General features: G+C 65.8%; 19 protein-coding genes. 9 read left to right on the plus strand and 10 right to left on the minus strand.

Annotated features, from left to right (window positions below; translation table 11 throughout):
- Positions 1–87 precede the first annotated feature (87 nt).
- Positions 88–993: a bestrophin family protein gene (locus tag GGR00_RS21970; RefSeq protein WP_184701166.1), complete on the plus strand. Its 906-nt coding sequence runs from the start codon at positions 88–90 to the stop codon at positions 991–993.
- Here the strand turns inward: GGR00_RS21970 and GGR00_RS21975 are convergent.
- From GGR00_RS21975 to ffh, 4 genes are all read right to left on the minus strand, one after another.
- On the minus strand, positions 984–1505 hold the full coding sequence (locus tag GGR00_RS21975; RefSeq protein WP_184701168.1) for a cupin domain-containing protein: 522 nt from the start codon (positions 1503–1505) through the stop codon (positions 984–986). The two genes, GGR00_RS21970 and GGR00_RS21975, sit on opposite strands and share 10 nt — an antisense overlap.
- A gap of 163 nt (positions 1506–1668) precedes the next feature.
- Positions 1669–2061 (minus strand): 30S ribosomal protein S16, encoded by a 393-nt coding sequence (rpsP, locus tag GGR00_RS21980; RefSeq protein WP_184701170.1) that lies wholly within the window; start codon positions 2059–2061, stop codon positions 1669–1671.
- A 55-nt stretch (positions 2062–2116) separates the two neighbouring features.
- Complete coding sequence (locus GGR00_RS21985; protein ID WP_184701172.1) at positions 2117–2443, minus strand: chorismate mutase; 327 nt, start codon at positions 2441–2443, stop codon at positions 2117–2119.
- 10 nt (positions 2444–2453) lie between these two features.
- A complete protein-coding gene (gene ffh / locus GGR00_RS21990) occupies positions 2454–4034 on the minus strand; it encodes a signal recognition particle protein (protein WP_055973029.1) in 1581 nt (526 codons plus the stop codon).
- Between the two features lie 398 nt (positions 4035–4432).
- Here ffh and GGR00_RS21995 point away from each other — a divergent pair, with 398 nt between their 5' ends.
- Positions 4433–6109 carry a putative bifunctional diguanylate cyclase/phosphodiesterase gene (locus GGR00_RS21995; protein WP_184701174.1) on the plus strand — a complete coding sequence of 559 codons (1677 nt, stop codon included), beginning with the start codon at positions 4433–4435 and terminating at the stop codon, positions 6107–6109.
- A gap of 49 nt (positions 6110–6158) precedes the next feature.
- Here the strand turns inward: GGR00_RS21995 and GGR00_RS22000 are convergent, their stop codons facing one another.
- Together GGR00_RS22000 and GGR00_RS22005 are read right to left on the minus strand one after the other, a co-directional pair.
- Positions 6159–6764: a DUF1236 domain-containing protein gene (locus GGR00_RS22000; RefSeq protein WP_055973035.1), complete on the minus strand. Its 606-nt coding sequence runs from the start codon at positions 6762–6764 to the stop codon at positions 6159–6161.
- 116 nt (positions 6765–6880) lie between these two features.
- Positions 6881–8116, minus strand: coding sequence for a flavin monoamine oxidase family protein (locus GGR00_RS22005; protein WP_055973038.1), 1236 nt, complete (start codon positions 8114–8116; stop codon positions 6881–6883).
- A 167-nt stretch (positions 8117–8283) separates the two neighbouring features.
- On the opposite strand from GGR00_RS22005, the gene GGR00_RS22010 reads away from it, so the two are divergent.
- Complete coding sequence (locus GGR00_RS22010) at positions 8284–9102, plus strand: lytic murein transglycosylase (protein WP_055973041.1); 819 nt, start codon at positions 8284–8286, stop codon at positions 9100–9102.
- A 128-nt stretch (positions 9103–9230) separates the two neighbouring features.
- Positions 9231–9749 (plus strand): hypothetical protein, encoded by a 519-nt coding sequence (locus GGR00_RS22015; RefSeq protein WP_184701176.1) that lies wholly within the window; start codon positions 9231–9233, stop codon positions 9747–9749.
- 142 nt (positions 9750–9891) lie between these two features.
- Here GGR00_RS22015 and GGR00_RS22020 read toward each other — a convergent pair whose 3' ends face one another.
- The gene (locus tag GGR00_RS22020) at positions 9892–11109 is read right to left on the minus strand and encodes an argininosuccinate synthase (RefSeq protein WP_184701178.1); all 1218 of its coding nucleotides are present in this window, start codon (positions 11107–11109) and stop codon (positions 9892–9894) included.
- Between the two features lie 289 nt (positions 11110–11398).
- On the minus strand, positions 11399–13702 hold the full coding sequence (locus GGR00_RS22025) for a Tex family protein (protein WP_184701180.1): 2304 nt from the start codon (positions 13700–13702) through the stop codon (positions 11399–11401).
- Between the two features lie 364 nt (positions 13703–14066).
- On the opposite strand from GGR00_RS22025, the gene GGR00_RS22030 reads away from it, so the two are divergent.
- A complete protein-coding gene (locus GGR00_RS22030; RefSeq protein WP_184701182.1) occupies positions 14067–14420 on the plus strand; it encodes a DUF423 domain-containing protein in 354 nt (117 codons plus the stop codon).
- Between the two features lie 216 nt (positions 14421–14636).
- Here GGR00_RS22030 and GGR00_RS22035 read toward each other — a convergent pair whose 3' ends face one another.
- On the minus strand, positions 14637–16049 hold the full coding sequence (locus GGR00_RS22035) for a helix-turn-helix domain-containing protein (protein WP_184701184.1): 1413 nt from the start codon (positions 16047–16049) through the stop codon (positions 14637–14639).
- Between the two features lie 166 nt (positions 16050–16215).
- Here GGR00_RS22035 and GGR00_RS22040 point away from each other — a divergent pair, with 166 nt between their 5' ends.
- The 4 genes from GGR00_RS22040 to scpA are packed head-to-tail and all read left to right on the plus strand — an operon-like array spanning position 16216 to position 22494.
- Entirely contained in the window at positions 16216–16797 is a 582-nt protein-coding gene (locus GGR00_RS22040; RefSeq protein WP_055973057.1) for a biotin transporter BioY, read from the plus strand.
- Positions 16797–18329, plus strand: a complete 1533-nt coding sequence (locus GGR00_RS22045; RefSeq protein ID WP_055973060.1) for an acyl-CoA carboxylase subunit beta — start codon at positions 16797–16799, stop codon at positions 18327–18329. The genes GGR00_RS22040 and GGR00_RS22045 overlap by 1 nt, the downstream gene beginning before the upstream one ends.
- An 11-nt stretch (positions 18330–18340) precedes the next feature.
- Positions 18341–20344, plus strand: coding sequence for an acetyl-CoA carboxylase biotin carboxylase subunit (locus GGR00_RS22050; RefSeq protein ID WP_055973063.1), 2004 nt, complete (start codon positions 18341–18343; stop codon positions 20342–20344).
- An 8-nt stretch (positions 20345–20352) separates the two neighbouring features.
- Positions 20353–22494: a methylmalonyl-CoA mutase gene (scpA, locus tag GGR00_RS22055; RefSeq protein ID WP_184701186.1), complete on the plus strand. Its 2142-nt coding sequence runs from the start codon at positions 20353–20355 to the stop codon at positions 22492–22494.
- Between the two features lie 52 nt (positions 22495–22546).
- Here scpA and GGR00_RS22060 read toward each other — a convergent pair.
- On the minus strand, positions 22547–22846 hold a 300-nt coding region (locus GGR00_RS22060; protein WP_281389284.1), incomplete at its 5' end, for a UDP binding domain-containing protein.

Below are 22846 nucleotides of genomic sequence, written 5' to 3' on the forward strand. Positions count from 1 at the left end.
CTGGCACGGGTGTCGCATTTTGAGATGACTTCCCGGCAGCCTTGGGCGCACTATGCGGCCTCACGGCACCCGGAGGTTTCCGCCCGCATGATCGTCCGTCCCCGCACCGGCCTGCTGAAACTGTTCTTCGTCATGCGCGGCTCGGTCGTGCCGCGCATCCTGCCGCAGATCTTCGGCTTCGCGCTCTACGGCGCCGTAGTGGTGGCGACGATCAAGGCGCTCGATCTCAACCTCGGCGATGCCGGGGTCGCGCCCTTCGCCCTGCTCGGCGTCGCGCTGTCGATCTATCTCGGTTTCCGCAACAACGCCGCCTACGACCGCTGGTGGGAGGCGCGCAAGCTGTGGGGTCAGTTGGTCTTCGAGATCAGGAACCTGGCGCGCGCCGCCAACGCGATGATTTCGGACCGCGACGAGCTGCGGCCCTTCCTGATGGATGCGCTGGCTTTCTGCCACTTCCTGCGCGGCGAACTGCGCCGCGTCGACACCCGCGACGCCGCCCGTCCCTTCATCGGCGACGCCGTCGACGAGATCCATGCCGCCGCCAACAAGCCCGACGCCACGATCCGCCGCATGGGGTCAAGGCTCGCCGTGCTCAAGCGTGCCAAGGCGCTGGAAGCCATGGACTATCGCATCCTCGACGAGCGGCTGTCGGCCATCGCCGCCCTGCAGGCCGGCTGCGAGCGCATCATGGGCACGCCCCTGCCCTTCGCCTACACGCTGCTTCTGCAGCGCACGGCTTACGTCTTCTGCCTGCTATTGCCCTTCGGCCTGGCCGCCTCCGCAGGCTGGGCGACCCCGCTGTTCACCGCGCTGATCGCCTACACCTTCTTCGGCCTCGACGCGCTGTCGGAAGAACTGGAGGACCCCTTCGGCATGGAGGCCAACGACCTGGCGCTCGACGGGCTCTGCCGGGTCTGCGAGATCTCGGTGTTCGAGGCGCTGGGCGAAACCCCGCCGCCGATGCTGGCAGCGGAGAACTTCTTCTACTCCTGAGGGCGCCCAGCCGGGGAAGCGGTCGTGTCGATGCCCTCCCAGTAGTCCATCGTCGCCGACATGCGGTAGCCCTCACCGGTCAGCCGGACGCTGACGCGGCCGGAATCGGGATAGACGATGACATCGTTGGGATTGCGCTCGCCGATGATGAGATAGCGGCAGGGCTCGCTCGTGTGGTTGAACAGCGAATGCCCGACCTTCTGCCCGGCGGGAAAACAGACATAGTCGCCGGCCTTCATGACATAGGCGCGTGCGCCGAGCCTGAGCGTCAGCGCGCCCTCGAGGATGTAGGCGTGTTCCTCTTCGAGCATGTGATAGTGCGACGGGTTGGTTTCCTTGCCCGGCGCGAGTTCCTCCAGCGCCACGCCGACATGGTCGCCGCCGCCGAAACTGGAGAGGTGCCTGAAGCTCGAACCGAAGCGCTCGCCCTGGGAAAAGGCCTCGAGCGGCACCGTTTCCGCTGCGAAAGGCTCGGATATGCCGTCGGCATTGATCGACGTGCTGCTGGTCATCGCCTGCTCCTCCTGGCCCCGCCTCGCAAAGGTGGCGCGACGGGGCGAAACGGTCAAGCGACCGCTGGCAGTCCTGGGCTTACCCACCGGGGCCGCGGCAGCTGCAAAACGAAAACGGCGGACCTTGCGGCCCGCCGTCTCACATTCACCATCGTGATGAAAATTATTCTGCCGAAGCCTCGGCCGGGGCGGCAGCGGCGGCAGCGATCGCGGCGGCTGCATCGTCCTGGGCCTTCTTCAGGGCGGCGAGACGCTCCTGGGCCTTCTTGCCCGGCTCGCCCTTGGTCGGGTTCGAGCGGGTTTCGCGCTTGACGAGGCCTGCCTCGTCGAGGAAGCGGGCAACGCGGTCGGTCGGCAGGGCGCCGTTCGCCAGCCAATGCTTGACGCGGTCGCCGTCGATCTTGACGCGGTCGCCGTCCTTGGGCAGCAGCGGGTTCCAGGCGCCGATCGCCTCGATGAAGCGGCCGTCGCGCGGGCTGCGGGCGTCGGCGATGACGATGTGGTAGTAGGGGCGCTTCTTGGAGCCGGCACGGGCCAGGCGGATCTTAAGGGACATTGTCTTACTCCTGAATAGTTCTGTCTTGGGTTTGGTCTGTTCTGCTTGTTCCGCCTCAGGCGGAGGTAGTCCTGTCTGAGCCACCGTTATGTTCGGCGGCCAGCATTTCGTGATGCCGGATGACCTCGCGGATGATGAAGTTGAGGAACTTCTCGGCGAAATCCGGATCGAGATGGGCATCGTCGGCCAGACGGCGCAGGCGCTCGATCTGGGTCTGCTCGCGCGCCGGATCGGCCGGCGGCAGGCCATGCGTCGCCTTGAGCACGCCCACCGCCTTGGTGCAGCGGAAGCGCTCGGCCAACATGTGGATCAGGGCGGCGTCGATGTTGTCGATCGAAGCACGCAATTCCTGGAGCTGTGCCTGCGGTGTGATGTCGGTCATCGCGCGCTCCTCACTTCTTCTTGCCAAGGCCGGGCAGGCCGCCGCCGAGACCCGGAAGCTTCATGCCGCCGGGCAGGCCAGGCAAACCGCCACCCATGCCGGGCATGCCGCCGGGAAGGCCCTTGAGGCCGCCGCCGAGACCGGCGGCTTCGGCCTGCTTCTGCAAGGCTTCGAGCTGCTTCGGATCCATCTTGGACAGGTCGGGCATGCCGCCGCCTGGCATCATGCCGCCGAGGCCCATCTTGGAGGCGAGGCCGCCCATCATGCCGCGCATGAGACCGCCGCCCTTGCCCTTGCCGCCCATGGCCTTCATCATATCGGCCATCTGGCGATGCATCTTGAGCAGCTTGTTGATTTCGGCGGCGTCGGTGCCGGAACCGGCCGCGATGCGCTTCTTGCGCGAGTGCTTGAGGACGTCGGGATTGGCGCGCTCGGCCTTGGTCATCGACGAGATGATGGCGATCTGGCGCCCGAACATCTTGTCGTCCAGGCCAGCCGCAGCCATCTGGTCCTTCATCTTGCCCATGCCCGGCATCATGCCCATGATGCCGCCCATGCCGCCCATCTTCTGCATCTGGCCAAGCTGGTCGGCGAGGTCGTTCAGGTCGAACTTGCCCGACTGCATCTTCTTGGCCATCGCCGCGGCTTTTTCCGCGTCGATGTTTTCGGCGGCCTTCTCGACGAGGCTGACGATATCGCCCATGCCGAGGATGCGGTCGGCGATGCGCTTGGGATAGAACTCCTCCAGCGCTTCCATCTTTTCGCCGACGCCGATCAGCTTGATCGGCTTGCCGGTGACGGCACGCATCGAAAGTGCTGCACCGCCACGGCCGTCGCCGTCCATGCGGGTCAGCACGAGGCCGGTGATACCGACGCGGTCATCGAAATTCTTGGCGAGGTTGACGGCGTCCTGGCCGGTCAGCGAGTCGGCGACGAGCAGGATCTCGTGCGGGTCCGACACCTTGCGGATGTCGGCCATCTCGGCCATCAGCGGCTCGTCGATATGGGTGCGGCCGGCGGTATCGAGGATGACCACGTCATGGCCGCCGAGCTTGGCCGCCTGGACGGCGCGCTTGGCGATGTCGACCGGCGACTGGCCGGCGATGACGGGAAGGGTGGCGACCTTGGTCTGCTCGCCGAGCTGGCGCAGTTGCTCCTGCGCGGCCGGACGGCGCGTGTCGAGCGAGGCCATGAGCACTTTCTTGCCCTGGCGCTCGGTCAGCCGCTTGGCGATCTTGGCCGAGGTCGTGGTCTTGCCCGAGCCCTGCAGGCCGACCATCATGACGACGACGGGCGCCGGCGCGTTGAGGTCGATGGCGACTCCTTCGGAGCCGAGCATCTCGACCAGCTCGTCATGGACGATCTTGACGACCATCTGCCCGGGCTTGATCGATTTCAGGACCGCCGCACCGACGGCCTTCTCGCGGACCCGGTCGGTGAAGGAGCGCACGACTTCGAGTGCGACGTCGGCCTCGAGCAAGGCACGGCGAACCTCGCGCAGGGCAGCCGAGACATCGGCTTCCGACAGCGCGCCACGGCCGGTCAGGCCGTTGAGGATCGATCCAAGTCGCTCTTGCAGCGATTCAAACATTCAACTTCCCTTCTCTCAGCCAACCGGTGTCGAACCGAGAGGTAATGCCTCCGCGCGCGCGAACCAAACCAAAAAGCACCCGGGGGCGCACTGCGCTGCCGGGTGTTGGCCTCCGGGATCGTTTTGTACCGCTATGGGTGTCCCGGTCGGCCGCTCGGAGTGGAACTCGTCGCGGAATTTGTGGGCTGTAGACAGGAAAAAGACCGGGGAGTCAAGAGAAGGCACGCTTTCGGCCATTCGCGGCCTGACGGTCAATCCCTGTTAAGACTTGCCCTTTAGTGTGCCGCCTGCCGGGGGGCTTCATATGCTTTGTTTAGGGATGTTTTGCCACCATGTGTGACCATGCGGCCGGCTCGCATGTCGTATCCCCGGGAGGCGATCGCATTTCCGACTCGCCGTTGGGCGGATTTGTCGAAAACATCGAATTCGCCCTGGTCGTGATCGACGCCGCGGGAAACATCACCTTCGTCAACAAGTCCGCCGAGCGCATGTTCGGCTACGCCAGGTCCGACATGGTCGGCCGCACGCTCGACCTGATCATTCCACCCAGGCTGCGCGGCGCCCACAACGCCGGCATCGCCCGCGTCGGCTCCGGCACCCCATCGAAACTGACCGGCAAGACGGTTGAAGTCGCAGCGCTTCGGCGCGACGGCAGCGAATTCCCGATCGAACTGTCGCTTTCGGTCTGGCATGGGCAGGACGGCGTGTCGATGGGTGGCATGATCCGCGACATCTCCGACCGGCGGCAGCGCGACATGCGCCTGCATCGCCTTGCCCACCAGGACACGCTGACCGGCCTGCCGAACCGTTTCCAGTTCGACATGCGGCTCGAGGAAGCGCTCGCCGCCGGCGAGCCGACGGCCGTGCTGCTGATCGATCTCGACGGCTTCAAGAAGGTCAACGACACGCTCGGTCACGCCACCGGCGACACGCTGCTGCAGGCGCTCGCCGTGCGGCTGCCGGCAGCGCTCGAGGCCAACGCCATGGTGGCCCGCCTCGGCAGCGACGAGTTCGCCGTATTGTTGCGCGGGATCCACGATCCCTCTGCCGGCGAGGCGGCCGCAGGCAGCCTGCTACGGTCGTTCGAAAAGCCTTTCGAGATTGGCGACCACCTGGTCAAGCTCGGCGTCAGCATCGGCGGCGCCATGGCCCCCAGCGACGGCAGCGATGCCGAGGAATTGCTGGCCAGCGCCGACCTCGCGCTCTATCGGGCACGGAAGCAGGGCAATTCCTACCGCATGTTCGAACCGGGCATGCGCAACGCGGTCGCTGCCCGCCGGGCCTTGCAGGACGAATTGTTGCGGGCGATCGGCGCCGGCGAGTTCGTGTTGCACTACCAGCCGCAGGTATGCCTGGAGAGCGGCAAGGTGCTGGGCGCCGAGGCGCTGTTGCGCTGGAACCACCCTTCGCGCGGGCTGCTCGAGCCTGCCGATTTCCTCGCCGTGCTTGAATCGCATTCCGGCGCGCTGACCGTCGGCGGCTGGATCCTCGACGAGGCCTGCCGGCAATCGGCGGAATGGCGAGCCCACGGGCTGGCCCCTATCTCCATGGCGGTCAACCTGTTTGCGGTGCAGGTCAATGCCGGAAATCTGGCGGAAACCGTGTTGACGACGCTGGCCCGTCACGGGCTGCCGGCCGAAGCCCTCGAACTGGAAGTGACCGAGACCATCGCCCTCGACCACGAAGAGCGCACGGTGGCGCCGTTCCGCAAGCTGGGGGAGGCGGGCGTCGGGCTTGCCTTCGACGATTTCGGTACCGGCCATGCGGCACTCAGCACCATCAAGCGCTTTCCGCTGACGCTGCTCAAGATCGACCGCAGTTTCATCCGCGACATGCTGAGCCAGCCGCAGGATGCCGCGATCGTGCGCGCGGTGCTCGGCATGGCCAGGGACATGGGCTTGGCCGTCGTCGCCGAGGGCATCGAAACCCGGGCGCAGGAAGCGGCCCTCTACGCCATGGGCTGCCGGGTCGGACAAGGCTACCTCTATTCCAGGGCGCTGCCGGCGGCGGATTTCGAACAGTTGATGAAACGCTCGGCCAAGGCCGCCGGCAAGAAGCTGCCGCGCCGGCGTTGAGGCGGACTTGAAAGGAGACCGCCGGACAGGTGCCCGGCGGCCGCTTCACTCAGCGCATCACATAGACGACGCGCCGCGTCGACGGTTCGACCAGCACCGGCTGGCCGTTCACATAGACATAGCGGTACTCGGAATCGGGGATTTCAGTCAGTTCGACCGTATCGGGCAACCCGGCGCCGACGACCACTTCACCGTCCAGATAGACCGGTTCGATCCGGTGGTCCGTCACATAGGTGCGAACCTCCATGGGCGGCTCGATGGCCGGCATGGCTTCGCCGGCGACGATCGCGCCCGTCGTCCCGTCTATGACGACATCGGCGGCAGCGGCGGGCGGATCAACGACGATCACGCCGGAATCGGCCGGGCGCGCGGAAAGCACGACCTGCTGACCGCCGAAATCGCCGACCAGATAGTCGGAATAGACCCAGCCATCGCCGCCTGAATCTGCGACGCTGCACCATTTGCTGCTCTCAAGGCAGCCACGCAGGGTGGTGGCCTGGCCGGCACCGATGACGCCGACGACCGGATATTGCGGGCCGGGGCCGGCGCGGACATTGAGATCGGTCGCGGCCTGGACCGCGACATCTGCAAATGACGGGCCGGAGAAGGCGAGAAGCGCGCCCGCCACAGCGGGAAATAACAGCTTGGTTTTCATCTTTTCGCTCCGTTTTCTTGGTCCCTCAGGAGGCGAAAACGGGCCAAACAGCGGTCAGTTCCGATCCAGCAGACCGGTAGCGCTCACGAATTGTAGCCGTTTCACACGTGGCGGCGTCACGCCGCGAGTTGCGCGACGATCTGCCTGGCCACCGCTTCGCCCGACAGCCGGGCGCCGCCGCAGGTCTGGATCAGCGGTCCTGCAAGGTGCTCGCCGGCGAAGAAAATGCGCTCGCCAACCGGCTGCATCAGCGCCGAGCGTGCGCCTGACCGCCCTGGCCGGGCCGCCGCATAGGCACCCCTGACATAACGCTCGCCGCCCCAGTTGGTCATCATCGCGCGGCCGACATGCCTGCGGGTGTCGTTGCCGAAGATCTCGCACAGCCGGTCGGTGGCAAAATCGATCCCGGCAGCCTCGCCGGCAGCCGACAGCTCCCAGGCAAAGTCGCCGCCGACAAAGCCGACCATCAGGTCGAGATCGAACGGGAAGCTGAGGAAATAGATGTCGTGCCGCGCCGTGCGCTCGACCAGCAGGTCGTCGAACGGGTCGAGCCCAAGGCGGCTGCCGCTGATTTCAACCGGCAGCTTTGTCAGCATGCCCATCGGCAAATCGAAGAACGCGGCCATGTGGCTGTCGGGGAGCGCGGGCGCAAAGACGATCTCCTCGAAGGCCAGCACCCCGGGCGAGGCCGTGACGATGGCAACGCTGGCGCGCAACGTGCCCCGGTCGGTAAGACAGGACACACCGGCGCCGTCCCAGTCGATCCGGGTCACCGGCGTGGCGAGTTCGACCGGCACGTCGGCACCGAAAAGCGCCACCAGCGCACCAAAACCCTCCCTGGTGAAGTAGTTGGGATCGAGGTCGGCGGCATTCCTGAAGTCGGCGATGGAGATCTCGTCCTCGTCGGCACCGAAGTCCATCGGGCCGCAGAAGGTGGCGGCGGCGCGCGACGACCGCCCCTTGGCCAGCAGTGCACCGAGACGGTCGTCGGTGTCGCTGTGGCTTTCGAGCAGCGCTGCCATTGCGGCGTCGGCTGCCTTGACCTCGGCTTCCTCCGCCTCGCTCGCCTTGCGGTTGCGGTAATAGAGATGGTCGATGTTCATGTCGTGGTGATGCATCGTCCAGCCGGCGGCCTGCGCCTCGGCGAAATAAGGGTTGCGGTCGGCGGCGTGCAGCCAGGCACAGCCTATGTCGAAGGGCACGCCGAAATGCCGGTTGCTGGTCCAGGCGCGGCCGCCGATGCGGTCCATCGCCTCCAGCACCTTGAAGCTCAAACCGGCTGAACGCAGCACTTTTGCCGCCGAAAGGCCGGCAGAACCGGCGCCGATGATCACAACATCGACATCTTTCATCGTTTTTCCCCGCTCTCGCCACATTCACTGCTTGATCGTATGCGAGATTTTTGCCACCAGCCATTGCAAGACGGTGGGGACGTAAACGCCTTCTTAACGATGACAAGAGAGCGTTCGGCTGGCAACATCCCTCCCAGGGGAATGATTCAGGCATCAGGAGAACGGGCATGGCAATTCTTGCCAAGGTGAAGACTTTTGCTGCAGCCTCCGCCGTTCTGGCGGTCACGGCGAGCGGCGCATATGCTGCCCAGTGCGGCAACAACGCGGGCGGCTTCGAGGCATGGAAAGCCGATTTCGCCCAGGAAGCGGCGGCCAACGGCATCAAGGGCAATGCGCTCAACGCGTTCGCCAAGACGACCTACGCCACCAAGACCATTTCCGCCGACCGCAACCAGAAGAGCTTCAAGCTCTCGCTCGACCAGTTCATGGCCAAGCGCGGCGGCAAGACCATCGCCTCCAAGGGCAAGACCATCAAGAAGCAGAACGCGGCGCTGTTCCAGAGCATCGAGGCGCGCTACGGCGTTCCGGCCGGCCCGCTGATCGCGATCTGGGGCATGGAAACCGGCTTCGGCAGCTTCCTCGGCAACCAGCACACGCTGTCGGCCGTGGCGACGCTTGCCTATGATTGCCGCCGTTCTGAATATTTCACCGATCAGCTCTATGCCGCGCTCAAGCTCGTCCAGAGCGGCACGCTGGCGCCCAACGCCATCGGCGCCGCCCATGGCGAAATCGGCCAGACCCAGTTCCTTCCCGTCAACGTGCTGAAGTTCGGCGCCGACGGCGACGGCAACGGCAAGATCGACATGGTCCGCTCGAAGGCCGACGCACTGGCCTCGACGGCCAACTTCCTCCGCGGCCACGGCTGGAGCGCCGGTGGCGGCTACCAGCCCGGCCAGGCCAATTTCGGCGCCCTGCAGGGCTGGAATGCGGCCAGCGTCTACCAACAGGCCATCGCCATCATCGGCGCCGAGATCGACGGCAACTGACGCCTGAGGCCTGACGCGACCCTGTCAGGAGACATTTCCGGCGCACTGGCAAAGCCAGCACCTCGGACGCAGAATGAAAAAGCCCGGTGCCTGCACCGGGCTTTCTCGATGCGGACGAGGATCTTGTCATGAACAGCCAGAGCGGCCTGCCCGCCGATCTCTCGCGCTTCGGCAATGTCGAAGGCTACTCCCATTACCCAAAGTCAGTGACACCGGGCCTGCCCGCGCCCGCCGGCGGCGGCCTGCTCAAATGGTACGACATCGCCGAAGCGGAAGCGCCGGTGACACACAAAACCAGCGCAATGGCTCAACGCTTCCTGGCCGCCGAGACGGCAACCGGTCGCCTCAACCTCAAGGGCGAGCTGGGTTTCGTCATCCTGCACCGCTGCGGCGGCGATTTTCACTTCCTGCTGGTCAGTTCGTGGCGCAATGCCAACGAGATGTGGGAGACGGTCTACGCCAAGACGGCGGAGGCACCCGACTTCTCACTGTTTGCGCTGCCCGGCCCGCACCGCGCCACCTTCTGCGTCTGGGAGCTTGCCGCCGTGAACCACGAGCGGCTGGCCTTCAGCCGCTACCTCCATTCGGCGCGCGATGACGCGGCCAAGCGGGCTTATCTCGGCGATATGTATCAGGGTGGGGCTTGAGCCTCGTTCCTTCTCCCCGTTCACGGGGAAGGTGCCCCAAAGGTGCCGAATGAGTGGCAGCACGAACTCCTGAGAGGCTTGCTCCGCCCCTCATCTGCCTGCCGGCATCTTCTCCCCGCAAGCGGGGAGAAGAAAGCTGTCATCACCGGTTGCGCGCAGCCAGCGTGCGCAGGCGCAGCGCGTTGAGCTTGATAAAGCCGGCGGCGTCCTTCTGGTCGTAGGCGCCCTGGTCGTCCTCAAAGGTGACCAGCTTGTCCGAGTAGAGCGACTTGGCGCTCTCGCGGCCGATGACCATGACGTTGCCCTTGTAGAGCTTGAGGGTGACTTCGCCCTCGACGTCCTTCTGGCTGAGGTCGATCGCCGCCTGCAGCATCTGGCGCTCGGGCGAGAACCAGAAGCCGTAATAGATCAGCTCGGCATAACGCGGCATCAGCTCGTCCTTGAGGTGCGCGGCACCACGGTCGAGCGTGATCGACTCGATGGCGCGGTGCGCCGAAAGCAGGATCGTGCCGCCGGGAGTCTCGTAGACGCCGCGCGACTTCATGCCGACAAAGCGGTTTTCGACCAGGTCGAGGCGGCCGATGCCGTTGTCGCGGCCATAGTCGTTAAGCTTGGCCAGCAGCGTCGCCGGCGACAGGCGCTCGCCGTTGATCGACACGGCGTCACCCTGCTCGAAGCCGATCTTGATGATGGTCGCCTTGTCGGGCGCGGCCTCGGGCGAAATCGTGCGCATGTGCACGTATTCGGGTGCTTCGACGGCCGGATCCTCCAGCACCTTGCCCTCGGACGACGAGTGCAAGAGGTTGGCGTCGACGGAGAAGGGGGCATCGCCCTTCTTGTCCTTGGCAACCGGAATCTGGTGCTTTTCGGCGAAATCGAGCAGGTCGGTACGGCTCTTGAACGACCAGTCGCGCCACGGCGCGATGATCTTGATGTCGGGGTTCAGCGCGTAGGCCGACAGCTCGAAGCGGACCTGGTCGTTGCCCTTGCCGGTGGCGCCGTGGGCAATGGCGTCGGCGCCGGTCTTGCGGGCGATGTCGACGAGGTGCTTGGAGATCAGCGGGCGGGCGATCGAGGTGCCGAGCAGGTAGACGCCTTCATAGACGGCGTTGGCGCGGAACATCGGGAAGACGAAGTCGCGGACGAATTCCTCGCGCACGTCCTCGATGAAGATCTCCTTGATGCCGAGCATCTCGGCCTTCTTGCGCGCCGGCTCGAGCTCTTCGCCCTGGCCGAGATCGGCGGTGAAGGTGACGACCTCCGCATTGAGCTCGGTCTGCAGCCACTTCAGGATGATGGAGGTATCGAGGCCGCCTGAATAGGCGAGCACGACCTTCTTGACGTCTTTCCACTTGGACATGGGATCACGGCACCTTTCGCAAGCGGCCCAAGGCCGCGTTTTCCCGGGCTTTCTAAGCACGAACGGCGAGCCGGGCAAGGGCGATCATGCCGCTGGGAGAGGAGGGGGCTGGTTCGGCGCGTCCCAGAAAGGATGCGGCGTCGCGGACAGCGTTCTTCTCCCCGTCCTTACGGGGGAAGATGCCGGCAGGCAGATGAGGGGCGGCGCAAACGGATAAAGATTGCCCCTCACCCTTACCCTCTCCCCGTGTAGAACGGGGAGAGGGGGGCGTCCACGTCGCGCCTGCCGTTTACTTCCGCTTCATCGCCTCGAGCAGCGCCGCCCCGAACGCGCCTTGCTGTTCAGGCTTGTTCTGCGGCGGCTTTGACGAGGCAAACTTCATATCGCGGTTCTTGGCGGGTGCGGCCGAGCGGGGCGCCGGCTCGCCGCCGTCCTTGCGCATGGTCAGCCCGATGCGCTTGCGCGGAATGTCGACCTCGACGACGCGGACTTTCACCACGTCGCCGGCCTTCACCACCTCATGCGGGTCCTTCACGAACTTGTCGGCGAGCTGCGAGACGTGGACGAGGCCGTCCTGGTGCACGCCGATGTCGACGAAGGCACCGAAGGCGGCGACGTTGGTGACGGTGCCTTCGAGCAGCATGCCCGGCTTCAGATGCTTGATATCGTCGACGCCGTCGGCAAAGGTCGCAGTTTTGAAGCCCGGACGCGGGTCGCGGCCCGGCTTTTCCAGCTCGGCGATGATGTCGCGCACCGTCGGCAGGCCGAAACGCTCGTCGACGAACACGCGCGGATCGATCGCCTTGAGTGCTGCACTGTCGCCCATCAGCTGGCGCAGGTCGCGGCCGCAGGACGCCACGATCTTCTTGGCGACACCATAGGCCTCGGGGTGCACCGACGACGCGTCGAGCGGTTCCTTGCCGTCGCGGATGCGCAGGAAGCCGGCGCATTGCTCGAAGGCGCGCTGGCCGAGCCGCGGCACGGCGAGCAGGTCGCGGCGCGTGGCAAAGGCACCCGAGGCATCGCGATGCGCGACGATCGACTCGGCGAGCGACGGGCCGAGGCCTGAGACGCGGGCGAGAAGCGGGGCAGACGCCGTGTTGAGATCGACGCCGACGGCGTTCACCGCGTCTTCCACCACCGCCTCCAGCGAACGGCCGAGGCGATACTGGTCGACGTCGTGCTGGTACTGGCCGACGCCGATCGACTTGGGCTCGATCTTGACCAGCTCGGCCAGCGGGTCCTGCAGGCGCCGCGCGATGGAGACGGCGCCGCGTAGCGACACGTCGAGATTGGGGAACTCGGCCGCGGCCGTGGCCGAGGCCGAATAGACCGAGGCACCAGCTTCGCTGACGATGACCTTGGTCGGCTTCGGCGCCGGCAGGTCGTTGAGCAAGTCGGCGACCAGCCGCTCGGTCTCGCGGCTGCCGGTGCCGTTGCCGATGGCGATCAGCTCGACCTTGTGGCGGATGATCAGCCGGGCAAGCTCGGCCTGGGTGCCGCGCACGTCGTTCTTCGGCGGGAAGGGGTAGACGGTGGTGGTGTCGAGCACCTTGCCGGTGGCGTCGATAATAGCCACCTTGACGCCGGTGCGGATGCCCGGATCGAGGCCCATGGTGGCGCGCGACCCGGCGGGGGCAGCGAGCAAAAGGTCCTTGAGATTGCGCGAGAAGACGCGGATCGCCTCTTCCTCGGCCGCCTCGCGCAGGTCGCGCATCAGGTCGAGCGACAAGGACAGCGACAGCTTCACCCGCCAGGTCCAGCCAGCAACCTGCATCAGCCACTGGTCGCCCGGAAGCGTCGCGCCGATCGCATAGGCGGCGGCGATCATGCGCTCGACCGGCTTGACCGGCGAAGTGTCGTCGGCGTCGATCTCGAGGTCGAGCGACAGCACGTCTTCGTTGCGGCCGCGCAGCATGGCCAGCGCCCGGTGGCTCGGCACCGAGGCCCAGCGTTCGGAATGATCGAAATAATCCGAGAACTTGGCACCGGCCTCCTGCTTGCCGTCGACGACGCGGGCGCGCATCACCGCGCGCTCCTTCATGTGCGTGCGCAGGCGACCGAGCAGATCGGCGTTTTCCGAGATGCCTTCGGCGACGATGTCGCGCGCGCCTTCGAGCGCCGCCTTCACGTCGGCGACTTCGCCAACGACGTAAGGCACGGCCAATTCCGCCGGAGCCTTGGAACGGTCGGCGAGGATGGCCTCGGCCAGCGGTCCGAGCCCGCGCTCCCTGGCGATCTCGGCCTTGGTCCGGCGCTTGGGCTTGTAGGGCAGGTAGATGTCTTCCAATTCAGCCTTGGTGGTGACGCTGGCGATGCGGATCGCCAGGTCGTCGGTCATCTTGCCCTGGCCGGTGATGGATTCGACGATCGCTGCACGCCGCGCTTCAAGCTCGCGCAGATAACCCAGGCGCTCGGAGAGATCGCGCAGTTGGGTGTCGTCCAGTCCGCCGGTGACTTCCTTGCGGTAGCGCGCGACGAAAGGCACGGTCGCGCCCTCATCGAGCAGTCCGACGGCGGCCACGACCTGCTCGGGCTTCGCGTTGATCTCGGCTGCGATGATCGCAGCGATTTTCCTGTTGTCGCCAGCCATGGAATCCTGGTGCCTGTTGAAAGGGGTGTGCGAACATAGTGACTGCCGGCCAGAACGCCAAACGGGCATTTTCCCGCGCCATCTCAAGCTCCACAGAAAAGCGGCAAGGCTGCGGCAATCGGCGCGGGCAGAGGCAGAAGTTTGGCGAGCAGGCCCTGACCCACCCGGATATGATGGAAGGATACCCGCACCCCTGACCCCTCCCCACAAGGGGAGGGGGACTGCCGCAACGGCCCCTACCGCTTCATGCCCTCGTTAAGGCCTGGCCTGCGAAATCGGAGACAGTCGCGGGAAATTCCCCTCCTTGTGGGGAGGGGTTAGGGGTGGTGTAGCCACACGAACACAGCGCCTGAAGGAGCAAAAAATGAAATTCGACCGGGTCCTGTTTGCCGCTGGCGCGCTGTTCGGCGCGGCGGGCGTCGCGCTGTCGGCAGCAGCGAGCCACGGCGGCAGCACCAATGTCATGACCGCCGCCAACTTCCTGCTGTTCCATGCGCCTGCGCTGATCGCACTGTCCCTGGTGGCAGCCCAGAGCCGCATCCTGCACATCGGGACGGCCATCCTGCTGCTGGCCGTGCTGCTGTTCGCCGGTGACCTGCTCGCCCGCGACTATCTCGGCCAGCGGCTGTTTCCCTTCGCCGCTCCCATGGGCGGCACCGGCATGATGCTGGGCTGGCTGATGCTGGCAATCGGCGGGCTGGTGACGCGCAGAGGCTAATTTTCTTCGGGTTTCGCCGCCCCTCATCCCCTGCCGGACCTTCTCCCCGTAAGGACGGGGAGAAGGAGAATGGCCGCACCGCCAACGCCCCACTGCCCGCGCCATGGACGGAAAAGGATGAAGCGCCAACGTCGACGCCTCCCTCTCCCCGTCCTTCACGGGGAGAGGGTAAGCGTGAGGGGCAGCTCAACGCTTGCCGGCCCGCGCAACCGAACTTCATCCGATCCGATACGGAAGCGGATGCCGGACATCCCTGTCGATCACCAGCCGGCGCTTGAGCGGCGGCACGGCGCGCTGCTGGCAATTGGTGCGCTCGCAGATGCGGCACGAGATGCCGATCGGGTCGAAGGCCGTCTTGCTGCCGAGCTCCAGCCCGTCGGCATAGACGAAGTCCTGGGCGTAGGCGACCTCGCAGCCGAGCGCGATGGCATAGCGCCGATGCGGCGCGTTGAAGCCGCCGCCGCCCTTTGAAATCTCGGTGGCGACGCAGAGATAGCGTGCGCCGTCCGGCGTCTCGGCCAGTTGGCGGATGATCCGGCCCGGCGTCTCGAAGGCCTGGTGCACGTTCCACAGCGGGCAAGCCGCGCCGAAACGGGCGAACTGCAGCTTGGCGGCGCTGTGGCGCTTGGTGATGTTGCCGGCGCGGTCGATACGGGCAAAGAAGATCGGCACGCCCTTGTGGCCCGGCCGCTGCAAGGTGCTGAGCCTGTGCGCCACCTGCTCGATCGAGGCGCCGAAATGCGCCGCCATCAGCTCCAGGTCATGGCGCAACTCGCCTGCGGCCCGCATGAACGCCTGGTAGGGCAGGGTCAGCGCCCCGGCGAAATAGTTGCGCAGGCCCATCTTGCAGATCTCCAGCGCCTCGGCGGTGCGGAAATCGGCCGAACGCGCGATCTGCGCCACCTCGGTCTCCATTTCCATTTCGGCGACCTGGAAGGCGACCTGGAAGCTGCGGGTGGCGAGCGGCGAGTATGGGTTGAGGAACAGCACCCCCGACTTGGCATCGAAGCGACGGAGCGCATCGTCATCGGCGTCGGCACGGGCGATGCGCACGCCGTGCCGGCTGTCCAGATGCTCGGCCAGCGCCGCATAGCTGTCGCGTTCGCCGATGCCGAGTTCGCCGGCCAGCCGCTCAGCCGCCACGTCGAGGGCATGGATGTAGTTGTCGACGAAATGGAAGAAGTCGCGCACTTCCTCATAGGGCGTCGGTTCGGTCAGGCCGACGCTCTTGCCCAGCGTGTCGTCGAGGCTCGCCAGCTGCTCCGAATTGCGGCGATAGGCCTGGTGCGCCGAGATCAGCGCCCGGGCAAATCCCGGCGCGTTCTGCGTCACCAGCTTCAGCTCCTGCAGGTTCGGCGCGTAGTTCTCGAAGATCGGGTCGCTCAGGGCCTCGGTCAGCGCCGACAACAGCCGGTCGCCATCGCCTTGCGAAATCTCGGCGATGTCGATCTGGAACTTTTCGGCGAGCGCCAGCAGCACCGAGGCCGAGACCGGGCGCTGGTTGTTCTCGATCTGGTTGAGATAGCTGGTCGAAATGCCGATGCGCTCGGCGAAGCTCGCCTGCGTCGCCTTGTGGGTTTCGCGCAGCTCGCGCACCTTGCGGCCGATGTAGAGTTTGCGTGACGCCATGTTTGCAATTTCGCAATTTACAGTTTCTAGATTTGTATATTACGCTTTCGCACACTTTCAACTGTTTTCCTGCGCGCGCCATGGGGCTATTGCGCCAACTTCGCTGCTTGCCGCCGACGCGGCGGGGAGCCATTGTTTTTCAACCTCGTCGTGCGGGAGAAAGCTCATGACGCTCTATCAGGCCGTCGCCGACACAAAGACCAGCCGGCTGACCACAATGGATGTCGTTGCCGTCGTCGCAGGTTCGCTGCTCCTGACGCTGTCGGCAAAGGTCCAGGTTCCGTTCTACCCCGTGCCGATGACCATGCAGACGCTGGTCGTCATCGGCCTTGGCCTGGCGCTTGGCCCGGTCCGCGGCGCTGCTGCCGTGGCGCTTTATCTCGCCCAGGGTGCACTCGGGCTCCCGGTCTTCGCCGGTACGCCGGAAAAGGGCATCGGCCTCGCCTACATGATGGGGCCGACCGGCGGTTACCTCGCCGGCTACCTGCCGGCCGCGCTGCTCGCCGGCTGGCTGGGTCAACGCGGCTGGGACCGCAACGTCTTCACCGCCATGGCCGCTGCATTGCTCGCCGGCGCCGTCATCTACCTGCCCGGCCTGCTCTGGCTCGGTTCGGTCATTGGGTTCGACAAGCCGGTGCTGGCCTTCGGCCTCACGCCCTTCATCCCGGGCGACATCATGAAGGCCGTGCTTGCTGCCATCGCTTTCCCCGCCGCCTGGAAGTGGCTTTCTCGCAAGGGCATGAACTGATGCGCGCCGTACTCGAACAACTGGAAGCCCGCCGCTCCGAGGCCCGCCTCGGCGGTGGCCAGAAACGCATTGACGCCCAGCACGCCAAGGGCAAGCTGACGGCGCGCGAACGCATCGACGTGCTGCTCGACGAAGGCTCCTTCGAAGAGTTCGACATGTACGTCACCCACCGCACCACCGAGTTCGGCATGGCCGAGCAGAAGGTGGCCGGCGACGGCGTCGTCACCGGCTGGGGCACCATCAACGGCCGCCTGGTCTATGTCTTCTCGCAGGACTTCACCGTGCTCGGCGGCTCGCTGTCCGAGACCCATGCCCAGAAGATCTGCAAGATCATGGACATGGCGATGCGCAACGGCGCGCCCGTCATCGGCCTCAACGATTCCGGCGGCGCCCGCATCCAGGAAGGCGTTGCCTCGCTGGCCGGCTATGCCGACGTGTTCAAGCGCAATGTCGATGCCTCCGGCGTGGTGCCGCAGATCTCGGTCATCATGGGCCCATGCGCCGGCGGTGCGGTCTACTCGCCCGCCATGACCGACTTCATCTTCATGGTGCGCGACTCATCCTACATGTTCGTCACCGGTCCCGACGTGGTGAAGACCGTCACCAACGAGATCGTCACCGCCGAGGAGCTCGGCGGCGCCCGCACCCACACCTCGAAGTCTTCGGTCGCCGACGGCGCCTATGAAAACGACATCGAAGCACTTGAGCAGGTTCGCCTGCTGTTCGACTTCCTGCCGCTCAACAACCGTGAAAAGCCGCCTGTTCGGCCTTTCCACGACGATCCGGCGCGGCTGGAGAAGCGTCTCGACACGCTGATCCCCGACAGCGCGGCCAAGCCCTACGACATGAAGGAGCTGATCCTGGCGATCGCCGACGAAGGCGACTTCTTCGAGATCCAGGAAGCTTTCGCCAGGAACATCATCACCGGCTTCATGCGGATCGAGGGCCAGTCCGTCGGCGTCGTCGCCAACCAGCCGATGGTGCTGGCGGGCTGCCTCGACATCGACTCGTCGCGCAAGGCGGCCCGTTTCGTGCGCTTCTGCGACGCGTTCTCGATCCCGATCCTGACGCTGGTCGATGTGCCGGGCTTCCTGCCGGGCACCGCCCAGGAATATGGCGGCGTCATCAAGCACGGCGCCAAGCTGCTGTTCGCCTATTCGCAGGCAACTGTGCCGATGGTCACGCTGATCACCCGCAAGGCCTATGGCGGCGCCTATGACGTCATGGCCTCCAAGCACATCGGCGCCGACATCAACTATGCCTGGCCGACCGCCGAGATCGCGGTCATGGGCGCCAAGGGCGCGACCGAGATCCTCTATCGCTCCGAACTGGGCGACGCGGAAAAGATCGCCGCCCGCACCAAGGAATATGAAGAGCGCTTCGCCAATCCCTTCGTCGCCGCCGAGCGCGGTTTCATCGACGAGGTGATCATGCCGCATTCGTCGCGCCGCCGCATCGCCCGCGCCTTCGCCGCCCTGCGCGGCAAGAAGCTCGATGCACCGTGGAAAAAGCACGACACGATACCGCTGTGAGCAGGACAAAAATGTTCAAGAAAATCCTCATCGCCAATCGTGGCGAGATCGCCTGCCGGGTCATCAAGTCGGCGCAGAAACTCGGCATCGCAACGGTCGCCGTCTATTCCGACGCCGACCGCGAGGCGCTGCATGTGAAGATGGCCGACGAGGCCGTTCACATCGGGCCGGCACCGTCGAGCCAGTCCTACATCGTCATCCAGAAGATCATCGACGCCATCCGCCAGACCGGCGCCGACGCGGTGCATCCCGGCTACGGCTTCCTGTCGGAGAATTCAAACTTCGCCGAGGCGCTGAAGGCCGAGGGCGTCGCCTTCATCGGACCACCGCCCGTCGCCATCGAGGCGATGGGCGACAAGATCACCTCCAAGAAGATCGCGGCATCCGCCGGCGTGTCGACAGTGCCAGGCCATATGGGCCTGATCGAGGATGCCGGCGAGGCTGTGAAGATCGCCAACCAGATCGGCTACCCGGTGATGATCAAGGCCTCCGCCGGCGGCGGCGGCAAGGGCATGCGCATCGCCTGGAACGACGCCGAGGCGCGCGAAGGCTTCCAGTCGTCGAAGAACGAGGCCAAGTCGTCCTTCGGCGACGACCGCATCTTCATCGAGAAATTCGTCACCCAGCCGCGCCACATCGAGATCCAGGTGCTGGGCGACCAGCACGGCAACCTGCTCTATCTCGGCGAGCGAGAATGCTCGATCCAGCGCCGCAACCAGAAGGTCATCGAGGAGGCACCGTCGCCCTTCCTCGACGCCGCCACCCGCAAGGCGATGGGCGAGCAGGCCGTGGCGCTGGGCAAGGCCGTCGGCTATTTCTCGGCCGGCACCGTCGAATTCATCGTCGACGGCGACCGCAACTTCTACTTCCTCGAGATGAACACCCGCCTGCAGGTCGAGCATCCGGTGACCGAACTGATCACCGGCATCGACCTCGTCGAGGAGATGATCCGCGTCGCCGCCGGCGAGAAGCTGCGCTTCGCCCAGGACGACGTCAAGCTCAACGGCTGGGCCATCGAAAGCCGGCTCTATGCCGAGGATCCCTACCGCAACTTCCTGCCGTCGATCGGCCGCCTGACCCGTTACCGCCCGCCGGTCGAGGGCAAGCGCGAGGATGGCACCGTCGTTCGCAACGATACCGGCGTCTTCGAGGGCGGCGAGATCTCGATGTATTACGACCCGATGATCGCCAAGCTCTGCACCTGGGCCCCTGACCGCCTGACGGCCGTCGAGGCCATGGGCCGCGCGCTCGACGACTTCGAGGTCGAGGGCATCGGCCACAACCTGCCGTTCCTGTCGGCGGTCATGGATCACCAGCGCTTCCGCGACGGCCGCCTGACCACCGCCTACATCGCCGAGGAGTTCCCCGAAGGTTTCCTTGGCGTGACGCCGGCCGAGGCCGACGCCCACAAGCTCGCCGCGGTGGCAGCGCTGATCAACCAGTTCACCCAGCGCCGTGGCGCCCAGATCTCGGGTTCGCTCGCCAACCACCAGCGCCCGGTCGGCGCCGACTGGGTGGTGACGCTCGGCGACTTCACCTTGCCGCTGCGGGTCAGGGACGGCGCCGACGGCACGGTTGTCGAGTTCGACGACGGCACGGTCCTTGCGGTGTCGAGCGACTGGCTGCCGGGGCACCTGCACGCCAATTTCGCCGTCGGTGGAACGTCGATCGGCGTCAAGGTCTCGCGCTCGGGCACCGGCTGGCGCCTGCGCTGGCGCGGCATGGACGTGGTTGCCCACGTCCGCAGCCCGCGTGTCGCCGAGCTGGCCAGGCTGATGCCGGTCAAGCTGCCGCCCGACACCTCGAAGATGCTGCTCTGCCCGATGCCGGGCGTGGTGACGTCGATCCTGGTCAAGGCAGGCGACGAAGTCGAGGCCGGCCAGTCGCTGGCGACCGTCGAGGCGATGAAGATGGAAAACGTGCTGCGCGCCGAGCGCAAGGGCACGGTCAAGCGCGTCGCGGCAACGGCAGGCGAAAGCCTCGCCGTCGACGAGCTGATCATGGAATTCGAGTGAGGTGTGCCATGACTGACCGCCCGACAAAAGACGCCTGGAAAAAGCTCGCCGAGCGCGAGATCAAGGCACCGCCCGACACGCTGACCTGGAACACGCCCGAAGGCATCGAGGTCAAGCCGCTCTATACGGCCGAAGATCTCGAGGGCGTCGGTCATCTCGGCACGCTGCCTGGTTTCGAGCCGTTCCTGCGCGGCCCGCGCGCCACCATGTACACCGGCCGGCCCTGGACCATCCGGCAGTATGCCGGCTTCTCCACTGCCGAGGCCTCCAACAACTTCTACCGCAAGGCGCTCGCCGCCGGCCAGCAAGGCGTGTCGGTCGCCTTCGATCTCGCCACCCACCGCGGCTATGACAGCGACCACCCGCGCGTCGAGGGCGACGTCGGCAAGGCCGGCGTGGCGATCGATTCCGTCGAGGACATGAAGATCCTGTTCGACGGCATTCCGCTCGAAAAGATCTCTGTCTCGATGACCATGAACGGCGCAGTGATCCCGATCCTCGCCAATTTCATCGTCGCCGGCGAGGAACAGGGCGTGCCGCGGGCGCTGCTGTCGGGGACCATCCAGAATGACATCCTCAAGGAGTTCATGGTCCGCAACACCTACATCTACCCGCCCGAGCCTTCGATGCGCATCGTTGCCGACATCATCGAGTTCACGGCGAAGGAGATGCCGAAGTTCAACTCGATCTCGATCTCCGGCTACCACATGCAGGAAGCCGGCTCGACGCTGGTGCAGGAACTCGCCTTCACGCTGGCCGACGGACGCGAATATGTCCGCGCGGCGCTGAAGAAGGGCCTCAATGTCGACGACTTCGCCGGGCGCCTGTCCTTCTTCTTCGCCATCGGCATGAACTTCTTCATGGAAGCGGCCAAGCTGCGCGCTGCGCGCCTGCTCTGGTCGCGCATCATGACCGAATTCGAGCCGAAGAAGTCATCGTCCTTGATGCTGCGCACCCACTGCCAGACCTCCGGCGTGTCGTTGCAGGAGCAGGACCCCTACAACAACATCGTCCGCACCGCCTTCGAGGCGATGTCGGCGGCGTTGGGCGGCACGCAGTCGCTGCACACCAACTCGTTCGACGAGGCGATTGCCCTGCCGACCGAGTTTTCGGCCCGCATCGCCCGCAACACCCAGCTCATCCTCCAGCACGAGACCGGTGTCACCAAGGTCGTCGATCCGCTCGCCGGCTCCTATTATGTCGAGGCTCTGACCAACGACCTCGCCGAGAAGGCCTGGGCGCTGATCGAGGAAGTCGAGGCCATGGGCGGCATGACCAAGGCGGTGGCCACCGGCCTGCCCAAGCGCCTGATCGAGGAGGCGGCGACGCGCAAGCAGGCGGCCATCGACCGCGGCGACGAGGTCATCGTCGGCGTCAACAAGTACCGGCTCGAGCAGGAAGACGACATCGATATCCTCGAGATCGACAATTCCGCCGTCCGCCAGGCGCAGATCGCCCGCATCGAGCGCACCCGCAGGCAGCGCGACCCCAGCCGCGTCGAGGAAGCGCTTGCAGCTCTCGAAAAGGTCGCCCGGTCCGGCGAAGGCAACATCCTGGCCGCAGCCGTCGAGGCCTCCCGTGCCCGTGCCACCGTCGGCGAGATTTCGGATGCCATGCGTCGCGCCTTTGGCGACCATGCCGCGATCCCGGAAGTGGTCGGGAACGTCTATGGCAAGGCCTATGACGACGAGCCGGAGTTCCAGACCCTGGTCTCGCGCCTCGAACAGTTTGCCGGCTCACTGGGCGAGAAGCCGCGCATCATGGTGGCAAAACTCGGCCAGGACGGCCACGACCGCGGCGCCAAGGTGATCGCGTCGGCCTTCGGCGACATCGGCTTCGAGGTCATCGCCGGACCGCTGTTCCAGACCCCGGGCGAGGCCGCCGATACGGCGATTGTCTCCAAGGTCCATGTCGTCGGCATGTCGTCGCTGGCGGCCGGCCACAAGACGCTCGCACCACAGCTGGTCGAGGCGCTGAAGGCCAAGGGGGCGGAGAACATCATCGTCGTCGTCGGCGGCGTCATCCCGCGCCAGGACTACCAGTACCTGCTCGACCATGGCGTGGCCGCCGTGTTCGGACCGGGCACCAACGTGCTCGACGCGGCGCGTGCCGTGCTCGACCTGATGGAAGGCAAGCGCCGCAACCAGTAAGCGCTGCTCCGAACAAAAAGGCCCGCGCGAGCGGGCCTTTTTGTTGGCGATGCTATGCCGCCTTGCGGCCGATGGAGACATAATTGAGGCCGTGGCGGGCGACGACGGCCGGGTCGTAGAGGTTGCGGCCGTCGAAGACGACCGGCGTCGACAGCTGCTCCCTGATCAGCTCGAAGGACGGCGCCCGGAAGTTCTTCCACTCGGTGGCGATCAGAAGCGCATCCGCCCCGCGCAGCGCCGCCTCCTTGGTGCCGCACAGCATCAGGTCGTCGCGCTGGCCGAAGATCGTCTGCGCCTCGTTCATCGCCTCGGGATCGTAGGCCTGGACCTTGGCGCCCTCGGCCCACAGCGC

This window comes from Aminobacter aganoensis (assembly GCF_014206975.1).
GTDB lineage: Bacteria > Pseudomonadota > Alphaproteobacteria > Rhizobiales > Rhizobiaceae > Aminobacter > Aminobacter aganoensis.